Consider the following 12,358-nt stretch of genomic DNA (forward strand, 5'->3'; position numbering starts at 1 on the left):
AGAGAGCACGATGGGCAGGATCATGGACCGGCTGATGCACCTGCGCAGCCTGCGCCGCTGGCGCGCAGCGGCTGAGGAGTTGGCCCGCGCCCCCTTGTCCGAGCTGCGCCGCCAGCGCAACCAGGCCCGCCAGCTGCGCACCCATCTGGACCGGCTGATCCACACCGCCGACGGCCGCCTGGCGCTGCCGCAGATCGGTTCCTCCTTCTTTCCGCGCCCGCATGGCACCGATTGGTCCTGGCGCCCGGAAATGTGGCGCGGCCCGCTGGCGGAACGCGGCATCTCCTCGGTCCCGCCCAAGGCCCGGCTCGGCGATGAAGTGCAGCTGTTCCACGACTGCGCCTATTCCGAACTGACCCTGCGCCAGCTCAGGAACACCCGCGAAGAGGATCTCGCCCCCTTTGGCCTGCGCATGGATGTGTTCCAGTTCGACGGCTCCTTCCTGTCCCTGGTGATCGACCTGCCGCCTGAGGCCGCAGAGGGGATGACCCGCCAGCACCTGTTGCGGATCGACAGCATCATCGAATCGGAAAAACCGATCGAAATCTTCGCCCGGCTCAACATCCAGCACGGCCCCAATACCGAACAGATCGTGCGCGAGCTGCCGCAGGGGGAAAAGAACATCGTGGTGGAGTTCGACCTGGCCTATTCCAAAATGAACGAGAAGCGGATCGGGAAGATCTGGCTCGATCTGATTTTCGAGGCCCCGGATATGAACCAGGTGATCCTGCGCGACCTGACCTTCTCGCGCCACCGCCGCGCGGCGATCTGAGGAGACCCGGAATGAGCGACCTGACACTGACCAAAATCCGCTTCCGCAACGGCATCTGGGAAGGCCAGATCAGCAATGCGCCTGCCAGCGGCGCCCGGCCGGAAATCACCGTGATGTTCCAGGACCAGCCGGTCAAGGATGTCAAACTGACCGAGGGCCAGGCGGGCGGCGAATGGACGGTTGCAGTGCCGGTTCCGGCTGAGGCAGTGGCCGACGGGGTGCAGACCTTTGTGATTTTTGATGGGGCTGACAGCACCCGCCTGGGTGATTTCACCCTGATTGCGGGCGAGGCCGTGGCGGATGACCTGCGCGCCGAGGTAGAGCTGTTGCGCGCCGAGCTGGACATGCTCAAACGCGCCTTCCGCCGCCACTGCCTGGAAACGACCTGAGCGCAACCAGCGCGGGCAGAACCTGACCGCCCGCGCCGCGCTCTTACCCGCCTATTCCAGCGCCTGGAAATGCTCCGCCAGAACCTTCATCAGCCTGGCGTGCGGGATCGGCCCATAGCTGCAGCGCGCCACACCGGCCTGACGCGCCGTCTCCAGCGTGATGCCGCGCATCATCGTGTTGACCGGCAGCGAACTGGCCTCGCAGACCTTGGCGATCAGATCCGGGTCGGTCAGGCCGGGAATGAAGAACCCGTTGGCCCCGGCCTCCGCATAGGCCGCACCGCGCTCCAGCGCTTCACCGATCAGCCCGGCATGATTGGACGCATCTTTCTCCTTCAAAAACAGATCGGTGCGCGCGTTCACAAAGATCTCCGCATGCGCCGCCCGCACCGCAGCCACTCGGCCTGCCTGCTCCTCAATGCTGTAGAACCCCTCACCGCCGACCACCTGGTCTTCGAAGTTGAGCCCCACCGCCCCGGTCTCCGCCAGCCGCTTCACATTGGCACTCAGCTGCTCCGGCTCGCGCGCATAGCCGCCCTCGAAGTCAATCGTCACCGGCAAATCGGTGGCCGCGATGATCCGTTCGGCATTGCCCAGCACAAACTCCAGCGGGATCTGCTCACCGTCTGGAAACCCCTGCGCCGCCGCCACCGGATAGCTGCCGGTTGCCAGCGCCTGGGCGCCGGCCCCGGCAATTGCCTTGGCGCTGCCCGCATCCCAGATGTTATACAAAACCACCGGGTTGCCGGGCTGATGCAGCGCCGCAAAGGCGCGGGCGCGGTCGGAATATGTCATGCAGAAATCCTCTGTTTGTAGCCTGTTTCAATCTCAATCAGCCGCTGCTTGCGCCACAAGCCGCCGCCATAGCCGGTCAGCGATCCATCCGCCGACAGCACCCGGTGGCAAGGCACCACCAGGGCCAGCTGGTTGGCGCCATTGGCCCGCGCCACCGCCCTTGTGGCGGAGGCCCGTCCCAGCTCGCACGCGATCTGCGAATAGCTGCGGGTCTCCCCCGCCGGAATGGTCAGCAGATAACGCCAGACCTCGCGCTCGAAACCAGTGCCGTGCAGCGCCAGCGGGGTCTCAAACGCCGCGCCCTCGCCCGCAAAGAACCGGCGCAGCTCTTCGGCGATCTGCTCCGTCGGCGCCGGGCGCCCAAAGCCTAGCCCACCGGGCTGTGCCTTTTGCAGCTTGGCCACCTCCCGCGGCAGCGCCTTGCGGTCGGCAAACTCCAAGAGATGCAGCTGGTGGGCACAGCTGATCGCAATCATCGCGCCCAGCGGCGTGTCGATCCAATCGGCCAGCAAGAGCGCATCCTTGCGGAAGGCGCCCGGAGCAATCCCCACCAGTTTCGCAAAAGCCGCGCGGAAGGCGCTGGCGCTTTCAAACCCGGCATCGATCTGCGCGGCAATCACCGGCTCTCCGGCCTTTAGGGCGGTGAACCCCTCGCGCAACCGCCGCTGCCGCGCCATCTCCAGGAAGGTCATGCCGAAATGCCGCTTGAAGGCGCGCCGCACGGTCGATGGCTCCAGCCCCAGCCGCACCAGATCATCCTCCCCCCAACGGTAGGCGGGCCGTTCCTCCAACCGCGCCAGCAGGTCCTGCACCACCGGATCACCCCCGGCCGCCGCCGCCAGCGGCTTGCAGCGCTTGCAGGCCCGGAAGCCCGCCTCGATACACTCGCCCGGCGTGGCAAAGAACCGGCAGTTCTCAAACTTGGGGTTGCGCGCCGGGCAGGTCAGCCGGCAGAAAATACCGGTGGAGGTGACACCCACATAGGCGCGCCCCTCATAAGCCGCATCACGGGTGATCAGCGCTTGGTACAGGGTCCGGGAATCAGGCAGGTCAAACATCATACGGCGAGCTTAGACCAGCAAGGCCCGCTTATGCGCCGAAGATCGGGCGTTGATGTTCAAAACCCGTTGATCTGCCCCGGCCTCATGCCCGCCGGGCAACCGCCGTTGCCGCCTGGCCCAGGATAAAGACGCCGGTGCTGCCGATGATCGCGGCTGCAAAACGGTTCAGGGTCTGCAGCGCATCCCCCCGCGCCATCAGCTGCCGCGCGCCCGAAGCCAGCAGCGCATAGGGGCTTAGCGTTGCAAACAGCACCAGCACCGTCAGAACGCTCAGCGCCGCCCATTGGCCAAGGCCAACCGCCTCCAGGTCGATGACGGCCGGCAGCAGCGCCAGGTAGAAGATGATCGTCTTGGGATTGCCCAGCGTCAGCGCAAACCCGGACAGAAAGGTCTTGGCCGACCTGCGCTGCGCAGCCCCCGCAACCGCCGTCAGCCCCGCCTCGCTGCGCCAGAACTTATAGGCCAGATAGACCAGATAGGCCCCGCCCAGCACCTTGACCGCCAGCAGCGCGCCGGAGAACAGCTGCGCAACCGCGGCCAGCCCGGCGATGGCAACAGTCAGATAGACCACATCGCCCAGCGCAATGCCCGCCAGGAACACCAGCGAGACCTTCAGCCCGCTGCCCAGCGATTGCCCGACCAGCCCCGCCACGCCCGGTCCGGGAATGACCGCGGCAAGCGACAAGGCAATGGAATAGGCAATCAGCGGGGCGAGCAGATCCATGGCGGCCATCCTGAATTCCGAATCGCGGCGACCCTAGCAGCCTGCCCGCCACGGGCAAGCGGATAGCGGGCGCGCACCCAGGTGTTGCGTACCCACCGTACGCCCCCTTCACGCAATCCTCACCGCGCCATGCCATGCTCCCGAAAGATCGCGATTCCCCGCCATGGCCCCGCGCATGGGCCATGATACGAGGCGCAGGCATCTGTGAGGCTGCCTGCGTAACACCCGGAGACCGGCCCTGATAAAAAGGGGGTCGTCCAGGATATCCTGTCCGAGCAGGCCCCCGGCGGGGTCTGTCCACCTCCACCCGGCAGCGCTGCCACCCTTCACGGGAACCGCGCGGCATAGACAGCAGCAGCCAACAGCTAACCGCCCGGGCCCGGCGGCTCATGGTGCTGCCCGCACCAAGCCCTGCCGCCGCTGCTTCTTTCTGGTCCAAAATACTCTGGGGGTGAAGGCCGCAGGGCCTGAGGGGGCAACGCCCCCTTTCAGCACCGCCTCCGCTCTGCCCCGGCCTGCAGACCGCAGACAAAAAAGGCCGCCCCAGCGGACGGCCCCTTTACATGCTGCAACCAGTCTTGCGCTTATTTCGGCCCCAGCGCCACCAGGCCCTTCAGGATGTCGATGGCATAGGCCAGCTGGTAATCCTGCTCGCGCAGCTCGGCGGCTTTCTCGGCCTTCTCGCGGTCGGCTTCGATCTGGCGGATCTCGTCCTCGCTCAGCGAATTGTTGTTCAGGCTGCCGCGCAGGTCGGCTTCGGAGCGCGACCGGCGGGTGGAGCCTTCCTCCTCCTCAGCTGCAGCGGTGCGGCGGGGCTGTTCCACCACGATGTCGGGGCTGACGCCCAGCGCCTGGATCGACCGGCCCGACGGCGTGTAATAGCGCGCGGTGGTCAGGCGCATGGCGCCCTCGCCCTTCAGCGGCATCACAGTCTGGACCGAACCCTTGCCGAACGACTTGGTGCCCACCACGATGGCGCGGCGGTGGTCCTGCAGCGCACCGGCCACAATCTCGGAGGCCGAAGCCGAGCCGCCGTTGATCAGCACCACAATCGGCTTGCCGTCGGCCAGATCGCCCGGGGTGGCATTGAAACGTTCGCCGTCTTCCGGGTTGCGGCCGCGGGTCGAGACGATCTCCCCCGACTCCAGGAAGCTGTCGGCCACCTTGATCGCCTGGGTCAAAAGCCCGCCCGGATTGTTACGCAGGTCCAGCACGATGCCGTTGACGTTGTCCATGCCGCCGGCTTCCTCGATCTGTTTCTTCAGACCGGATTCCAGGTTCGGCGTAGTCTGGTCGTTGAAGGTGGTGATCCGCATCACCACGGTGTCGCCCTCGGTGCGGCCGCGCACCGCGGTCAGCTTGATGGTGTCACGGATGATCGACACGTCAAACGGCTCATCCTCGCCCTCGCGCACCACGGTGATCACGATTTCCGAGCCCACCGGCCCGCGCATCAGGTTCACCGCCTCATCGAGCGACAGGCCCAGCACGCTTTCGCCGTCCACATGGGTGATGAAATCGCCGGCTTCCATGCCGGCCTCATCCGCCGGGGTGCCGTCGATGGGGGAGACAACTTTGACAAAACCTTCTTCCTGGGTGACCTCGATCCCCAGGCCGCCGAACTCGCCGCGGGTCTGCACCCGCATCCGGCTGGCGTCATCGGGCGACAGATAGCTGGAATGCGGGTCCAGCGAAGTCAGCATGCCGCCGATGGCCGCCTCGATCAGCTCCTTCTCGTCGACCTCCTCGACATATTGCGCGCGGATGCGCTCGAAGATATCGCCGAACAGGTCCAGCTGCTCATAGACGTTTGCCTCGCGCGTGCCTTCCTGGGCCAGCAAGGGGCCTGCCACATAGGTTGTTGCAACGATCCCTGCCAGCGTGCCGCCCAGGGCGGCCATCGCAAATTTTTTCATCAAGCCTTCATCCACCTTTTCCAGTGCGGAACCATGTTTCCGGGTCCACCGGGCTGTTGTCCATTCTCACTTCTATATAGAGCGTTTCTGTCCGGTCAGTTCCACCCCCTTCACCGCTAAGTGACAGAATTGCGTCCGGTTCCGGATTTTCTCCGCTCATCAGGCCAACGGGGGTACCCTCGGGGATCACCTGCCCCGCCTCGCCGAACACCTCGGCCAGGCCCGACAGCACAAACAGGGTTTCCGGCTGCGGCTCCAGAATCACCACATTGCCAAGGTCCAAGAGCGGCCCGCGGTAGCGGATGGTGGCCGCCGTGGGTGCGGTGACCAGAGCGCGAGGCCGCGCAGCGATCAGCAGGCCCGGGCGGGCAATGCCCGCGGCATCGCGTTCGCCATAGCCGCGCAGCACCAGCCCCTCGACCGGCAGCGGCAGGGAGCCGCGCAGATCGCTGATGTCGGCGCTGGTTTCGGCAATCTCGCCGCCGGCAATCTCGGCCAGCCCGTCAGCAAAGCCCGACAGCGTCTCGGTCGAGGAAATCAGGATCGCGGTGCGCACCGGATCGGCAGTAAAGCGTTTCGGCAGGGTGGTGCGGTCGGCAATGGCGGTGGACAGCTGCACCCGCGCGGCCTGCACCCCGGCCAGCCCCTCTTCCAGCGTCCGGGCCGCGTTCTGCTGCAGCATCCGCAGGGACTGCACCTCTTCCAGATCCGCCTTCAGCGTCTGCGCCCGGGCCTGCAGCGCCGGCGTCACCTCCGCCAGCATCATGGCCGAGCGCGCCGCGCCCAAAGGCCCGGAGGGATGCACCATCAGAACCGGCGGCGGCGAGGTTTCAATGGTCTGGATGATGCCCAGCAGGCCCGAGACTTCCTCCTGCCGGGCCGCCAATTGCGCACTCAGCTGCGTTTCGCGCCGCGCCACCCTGCGCAAGCCGTCACGCATCGCCGCCAGCCCTGCCTCAAAGGCCTGCACGGTGGCGGTCAGCGCCTTCACCCGGTCGCGGGAGCTGCCGGCCTCCTGCAGCTTGACAGAGGCCATCTCCAGCTGCGCGGCCGCCTCGCGCGCGGCCCCCGCCGGATCTGCCGCCTGCAGCGGCGCGGCCAGCAGCGCCAGCAGCGCCAGCAGGATCAGGCCCGCGCACCGGATCATGACAACAGGCTCTCCCCGGTCATCTCAGCCGGTTTTTCCAAACCCATCAGTTCCAGAATTGTCGGCGCCAGATCGGCCAGCCGCCCGTCCCGCAGTTGCGCGTCCTGCGGCCCGCCGACCAGCGCCACAGGCACCAGGTTGAGCGTATGCGCCGTGTGGGCGCCGCCGGTTTCCGGATCAACCATCACCTCGCAATTGCCGTGGTCGGCTGTGACGATCATCGCGCCGCCCGCCTTCTCCAGCGCCTGAACCACCTGGGCCAGCCCCTGGTCCACCGCCTCGCAGGCGCGGATCGCAGCCTGCAGATCGCCGGTGTGGCCGACCATATCGGGGTTGGCATAGTTGGTGACAATCAGGTCATAGCCCGCTTCAATCGCCTCGACGAATTTCGCCGTCACCTCCGGCGCCGACATCTCCGGCTGCAGATCATAGGTCGCCACATTGGGCGACTTCGGCATGTAGCGGTCCTCGCCCTCCTCCGGCTCCTCCTTGCCGCCGTTGAGGAAGAAGGTCACATGCGGGTATTTCTCGGTCTCGGCCAGGCGGAACTGGCGCTTGCCCTGCTTGGCGACCCAGGCGCCCAGCGTATTGACGATTTCGGCCTTGGGGTAGCAAGTGGTCATGTATTCCGTGTGGCTGCCGGAATATTCCACCATGCCCAAAAGCCCCGCCAGCCGGGGGCGTGCGCCGGTATCGAACTCTGCAAAGCCCGGCTCGCCGATGGCGCGCAGGATCTCGCGGGCACGGTCGGCGCGGAAATTGAGGCAGAAGAAACCGTCGCCATCCTGCACGCCCTCATATCCCGCCAGCACGGTGGCGGCGATGAACTCATCCGTCTCAGACTGGTTATAGGCATGGTCCACCGCACCATGGGCTGTCTGGCCGGGACGCCCCTTGGCATGGATCATCGCATCATAGGCCTCGCTGACCCGCTCCCAGCGGTTGTCGCGGTCCATCGCGAAATAGCGCCCGGTGACGGTGGCGATGCGCGCGGCTTCGGGCAGTTTTTCCTGCAGCCTGCGGAAGTGGCGGAAGGCCGATTTCGGCGCCACGTCGCGACCGTCGGTGATCGCATGCAGCCAGACCGGCACGCCGGCATCCGTGATCGCCCTGACCGCCGCCAGGATGTGGCTGATATGGCCATGCACACCGCCATCCGAGACCAGCCCCATGAGATGCGCTGCGCCGCCGGTTTCCTTGAGGCGGGCAATGAAGTCCTGCAGCGCCGCGTTTTCAAAGAAGCTGCCGTCCTCAATCGCCAGGTCGATCTGCCCCAGGTCCATCGCCACCACCCGGCCCGCGCCGATATTGGTGTGGCCCACCTCAGAGTTGCCCATCTGCCCGGTCGGCAGGCCCACATCCGGGCCATGGGTGATCAGCTTGGCCATCGGGCAGGTCTTTGCGATCTGGTCCAGGGTGGGCGTCTGAGCCAGATACGGCGCATTTGCGGCGCCCGGCTCGCCGCTGCCCCAGCCATCGAGAATGCACAGGACAACGGGTTTGGGTGCGGTCATGGGTCGGGCTCCGGGGCTGGGCAGGTTGGGCAAGGTTCGCAAGCCTTCTAGCGCCTTGCCGCGCCGGGGTGAACCAGCATTCCTGCCACAGTTGGCGTTATCAGGCGCGCGCACCCGGCAACGCTCCTTCATCTTTCCCCAAATACTCAGTTTCGGGCCGGCGCCCCGGCGGCCTGGGCATCAGCACAGGTACCCGCCGTGCCAGATCACTGCCAAGTGCCTCAGCCGGATAGTACCGCCCCAGAATTCCGGGTTGCAGCAGATCGGCATTGCCATCCAGAAAGGCATCCGTGTCCGTATAGTCCCCCGTTGCCATCCGCTCCGCCGCCAGGCTCAGGAAAGCCAGCGTCACCGTGGCATTGAATTTCTCCGGCACCCCGGCAGCCTCTGTCAGCCGGCGCAGGCCGCGGGCATAGATGGCCATGCCCTCGAACACTTCGTGGCGGCAGAGGATTTCATAGGCCACCCCCAGATGCGCCCGGTGGCTGAAGCCCTGCGGCTGCAGCGTGCCCGCAGCCAGTTCCGCGGCCATCACGGCATAGTCTGTGCGTTCGCTCATTGCGGATCCTCCGTCAGGCTGTGACTGTCGGCAGCGGTCAGGTCCAGCCCGTAAACCGCCCGCAGCGCTTCGATCTTGCTCAGGGTTTCTTCCGAGAACGGCGCCTTGCCCTCAAAGGCGTGCAGCGCCATGCCCTCGACCAGCTCCGCTACCGGGATATCCAGGTACTCCGCCAGCGCTTTCATGGTCTTCAGCAGCCGCACCTCCAGGCGCAGGCCGGTTTGAACACGGGTCACAGGTTTCATCACGCCCTCCTTTCAGAGGGTTGATATAAAGTGCTTCAACTTTGGTATCAAGGTACCAAGGTAAAAATGGCCACGCCCTGCCCCTTTCATCTTTCCCCAAATACTCAATTCCCCGGCCCGCCCTGCACGCCGCCGCCCATGTTCTGCGGCGTCAGCAGATGCCGGATCAGCGCCACCGGATGCGCCCGCAGGGACAGGCGCATGGCGACGTAATCCTCCACCACCTCCTCGCCCAGCCCCATCTGCGGCAGGTCCGCCTCCGGCTCATGGATCGCCTCACCGTCCAGCTCGCGGGCAAACAGCGGCAGCGGTTTGCGGGCGGTGATTGCCTTGGCGGCCCACAAGGCCTCGCGCCGGTTGAGGCCAAGGACGGCAAAGGCATCGGCTTCGGCCAGCCGCTCGATCACCGGCGGCGCGATGCCGGCCTTGCGCCAGACGTCCTCCACCTCGTGATAGCCGTTGCCGCGGGCGGCAGTCAGCCAGACGGCGTCCTCATCCCGCAGGCCCTTCACCTGCCGGAACCCCAGCCGCAGCGCCAGGCCGCCGTGGCCGTCCGGCTCCATCACGTTGTCCCAGTAGGAGTTGTTGATGCAGACCGGGCGCACCTCCACCCCGTGCTCGCGGGCATCACGCACGATCTGGGCAGGCGCGTAGAACCCCATCGGCTGCGCATTCAAGAGCGCGCAGGCAAAGATCCCCGGGTGGTGGCATTTGATCCAGGCCGAGGCATAGACCAGCAGCGCGAAACTGGCGGCATGGCTTTCGGGGAAGCCGTAGGAGCCGAAGCCCTCGATCTGGGAAAAGCAGCGTTCGGAGAACTCCGCGTCATAGCCGTTCTTCGCCATGCCGCGCAGGAACAGGCTGCGGAATTCGCTGACGTTGCCGTGTTTCTTGAAGGTCGCGAGCGACCGGCGCAGCCGGTCGGCCTGCTCCGGCGTGAAGCCCGCTCCGACGATGGCGATCTGCATCGCCTGCTCCTGAAACAGCGGCACGCCAAGGGTCTTGCCCAGCACCTCGCCCAGCGCGTCGGAGGGGAAATGCACCGGCTCCTCGCCATTGCGGCGGCGGATATAGGGATGCACCATGTCGCCCTGGATCGGGCCGGGGCGGACGATGGCGACCTCGATCACCAGGTCATAGAAATTGCGCGGCCGCATCCGGGGCAAGAAGTTCATCTGCGCCCGGCTTTCGACCTGAAACACACCCACACTGTCGGCCCGGCACAGCATGTTGTAGACTGCCGGGTCCTCCGGCGGCAGGGTGGCCAGGCTGTAGTCCAGCTGGTGGTGCTGCTGCATCAGATCAAACGCCTTGCGGATGCAGGTGAGCATCCCCAGAGACAGCACATCGACCTTGAGGATGCCCAGCGTGTCGATGTCATCCTTGTCCCAGCAGATCACCGTGCGCCCCTCCATGGTGGCGTTTTCAATGGGCACCAGCTCATCGAGCCGCCCTTGGGTGATGATGAAGCCGCCCACATGCTGGCTGAGGTGGCGCGGGAAGCCGATGATCTGCTCCACCAGCTGCAGGGTCAGCTGCAGGCGGCGGCTGTCCGGGTCCAGCCCGATCTCGCGCATCCGCTCCGCCTCCACCCCCTTGCTGCTGAAGAAGCCCCAGAGCTGCGAGGACATGGCAGAGATCGTGTCCTCGGTCAGCCCCATGGCGCGGCCGACCTCGCGGATGGCGCGTTTGCCGCGGTAGTGAATCACCGTGGCGCAGAGGCCCGCGCGGTGGCGGCCGTAGCGTTCATAGATCCACTGGATCACCTCCTCGCGCCGCTCGTGTTCAAAATCGACATCGATATCGGGCGGCTCGTCGCGGGCTTCACTGACGAAACGTTCGAACACCATGGTGCCCAGTTCCGGGCTGACGGAGGTCACGCCCAGGCAGTAGCAGACCACCGAGTTTGCCGCCGAGCCGCGGCCCTGGCAGAGGATCCCGCGGGAGCGGGCAAAGGCGACGATGTCGCGCACGGTGAGGAAATAGGGGTCGTATTTCAGCTTGGCGATCAGGGCCAGCTCATGCTCCAGCAGCGCCCGCACCCGCTCCGGCGCGCCGCCCGGGTAGCGCCAGCTGAGGCCCTCCTCGGCCAGCCGCCGCAGCCGCTGCGGCGGGGTTTCGCTCTCGCGCCCCTCGTCCGGGTAGTCATAGCGCAGTTCATCCAGAGAGAAGGTCAGCTGCTCCGCCAGACGGGCGGCATTGGCCACCGCCGCCTCGTGGCCGCGGAACAGGCGGTGCATTTCGGCCCCTGAGCGCAGGCGCTGCTCCGCGTTGGCCATGGCGGCGCGGCCCAGCTCCTCCACCTTGCAGCGCAGGCGGATGGCACTCAGCACATCGCCCAGACGGCGGCGGCTGCCGTGGTGCATCCTGGGCGCGGCGCTGGCCAGCGGTGGCAGGTTCAGATAGGTGGCAAGCTCTGCCAGCTGCGCAAAGCGCAGCCGGTCGCCGCCGTCATAGGCGGGGGCCATCAACAGGTGCATGCGGGCGCCAAAGCGGCGCGTCAGCGCGTCCATATGCGGCCCCCATCCATCCGCGCCGCCGGGCAAATGCTGCGCCTGCTGCAGCAGCAGCAGGTGGAGACCTTCCGCAAACTCCAGGAGGTCGGAGAGATGCAAGGTGCAGCTGCCCTTTTCCGCCCTCAGCCGCCCGGTTGAGAGCAGCCGGGTCAGGCTGCCCCAGCCGGTGCGGTTGACGGGCAGCACGATCACCTGCGGCGCATCGGTGAAGATCAGCTTTGCGGCCGGGATCAGCCGCACGGTTTCATAAACCGGGAAGGAGGCGGGTTGCGGAATATCTGCGGGGCGCGGCGGGCCGATGGGGGTGTGTGTGCGGTCCCAGGCCTGCCGCTCCCGCACCCGCCGCGCGATATCGCGGCATTCGGCATGGGCACGCACGATGCCCGCGACCGAGTTTTCGTCCGCGATGGCAAAAGCGCCAAGCCCCAGCTCCAGCGCGCGCGCCGCATATTCCTCCGGATGGGAGGCGCCGGTGAGGAAGGTGAAGTTCGAAAGGCAAGCGAATTCTGCAAACATGCCCGCATGATATTCCCGTTTTGTTCTCATGTGGAGTCCTGCTGGACGGCCTGCGGCAAACGCCGCCCGCGCCGCGCGCCGGCGCGGCGCCACGCCCAACCGCCGAAAGGCATTTTCAATGCCTGCACGGCGGGCGGGAGCCCCCCTGCTCCAATGCGGGATGCGCAAGATCCGGGTCGATTAACGCCGCGCAGACCGGCAGGG

At 66.3% G+C, this 12,358-nt stretch carries 11 protein-coding genes; 2 read left to right on the forward strand and 9 right to left on the reverse strand.

Features of this window, described 5'->3' with window-relative positions; all coding sequences use genetic code 11:
* The first annotated feature begins 10 nt into the window (after window positions 1-10).
* Window positions 11-772, forward strand: coding sequence for a DUF6478 family protein (locus ACXAEK_RS02810; protein WP_475039800.1), 762 nt, complete (start codon window positions 11-13; stop codon window positions 770-772).
* Between the two features lie 11 nt (window positions 773-783).
* On the forward strand, window positions 784-1,161 hold the full coding sequence (locus ACXAEK_RS02815; RefSeq protein WP_475039802.1) for a hypothetical protein: 378 nt from the start codon (window positions 784-786) through the stop codon (window positions 1,159-1,161).
* 51 nt (window positions 1,162-1,212) lie between these two features.
* Here ACXAEK_RS02815 and ACXAEK_RS02820 read toward each other — a convergent pair whose 3' ends face one another.
* The 9 genes from ACXAEK_RS02820 to ACXAEK_RS02860 all read right to left on the reverse strand — a co-directional run bounded on the left by ACXAEK_RS02820 (window position 1,213) and on the right by ACXAEK_RS02860 (window position 12,154).
* Window positions 1,213-1,956 carry an isocitrate lyase/PEP mutase family protein gene (locus ACXAEK_RS02820; protein WP_475039804.1) on the reverse strand — a complete coding sequence of 248 codons (744 nt, stop codon included), beginning with the start codon at window positions 1,954-1,956 and terminating at the stop codon, window positions 1,213-1,215.
* Window positions 1,953-3,017 (reverse strand): bifunctional transcriptional activator/DNA repair enzyme AdaA, encoded by a 1,065-nt coding sequence (locus ACXAEK_RS02825; RefSeq protein ID WP_475039805.1) that lies wholly within the window; start codon window positions 3,015-3,017, stop codon window positions 1,953-1,955. Before ACXAEK_RS02825 ends, ACXAEK_RS02820 begins: the two co-directional genes overlap by 4 nt.
* Before the next feature lie 82 nt (window positions 3,018-3,099).
* Window positions 3,100-3,741, reverse strand: coding sequence for a LysE family translocator (locus tag ACXAEK_RS02830; protein ID WP_475039807.1), 642 nt, complete (start codon window positions 3,739-3,741; stop codon window positions 3,100-3,102).
* 584 nt (window positions 3,742-4,325) lie between these two features.
* Entirely contained in the window at window positions 4,326-5,657 is a 1,332-nt protein-coding gene (locus tag ACXAEK_RS02835) for a S41 family peptidase (RefSeq protein ID WP_475039808.1), read from the reverse strand.
* A 7-nt stretch (window positions 5,658-5,664) separates the two neighbouring features.
* Window positions 5,665-6,804, reverse strand: coding sequence for a murein hydrolase activator EnvC family protein (locus ACXAEK_RS02840; RefSeq protein WP_475039810.1), 1,140 nt, complete (start codon window positions 6,802-6,804; stop codon window positions 5,665-5,667).
* Entirely contained in the window at window positions 6,801-8,318 is a 1,518-nt protein-coding gene (gpmI, locus tag ACXAEK_RS02845) for a 2,3-bisphosphoglycerate-independent phosphoglycerate mutase (RefSeq protein ID WP_475039811.1), read from the reverse strand. Before gpmI ends, ACXAEK_RS02840 begins: the two co-directional genes overlap by 4 nt.
* Before the next feature lie 100 nt (window positions 8,319-8,418).
* Window positions 8,419-8,877 carry a hypothetical protein gene (locus tag ACXAEK_RS02850; RefSeq protein ID WP_475039812.1) on the reverse strand — a complete coding sequence of 153 codons (459 nt, stop codon included), beginning with the start codon at window positions 8,875-8,877 and terminating at the stop codon, window positions 8,419-8,421.
* Window positions 8,874-9,122 carry a hypothetical protein gene (locus ACXAEK_RS02855; protein WP_475039813.1) on the reverse strand — a complete coding sequence of 83 codons (249 nt, stop codon included), beginning with the start codon at window positions 9,120-9,122 and terminating at the stop codon, window positions 8,874-8,876. Before ACXAEK_RS02855 ends, ACXAEK_RS02850 begins: the two co-directional genes overlap by 4 nt.
* Window positions 9,123-9,226: 104 nt before the next feature.
* The gene (locus tag ACXAEK_RS02860; RefSeq protein ID WP_475045168.1) at window positions 9,227-12,154 is read right to left on the reverse strand and encodes an error-prone DNA polymerase; all 2,928 of its coding nucleotides are present in this window, start codon (window positions 12,152-12,154) and stop codon (window positions 9,227-9,229) included.
* Window positions 12,155-12,358 lie beyond the last annotated feature (204 nt).

The sequence above is a fragment of the Leisingera sp. ABM4_101 genome (assembly GCF_056158725.1).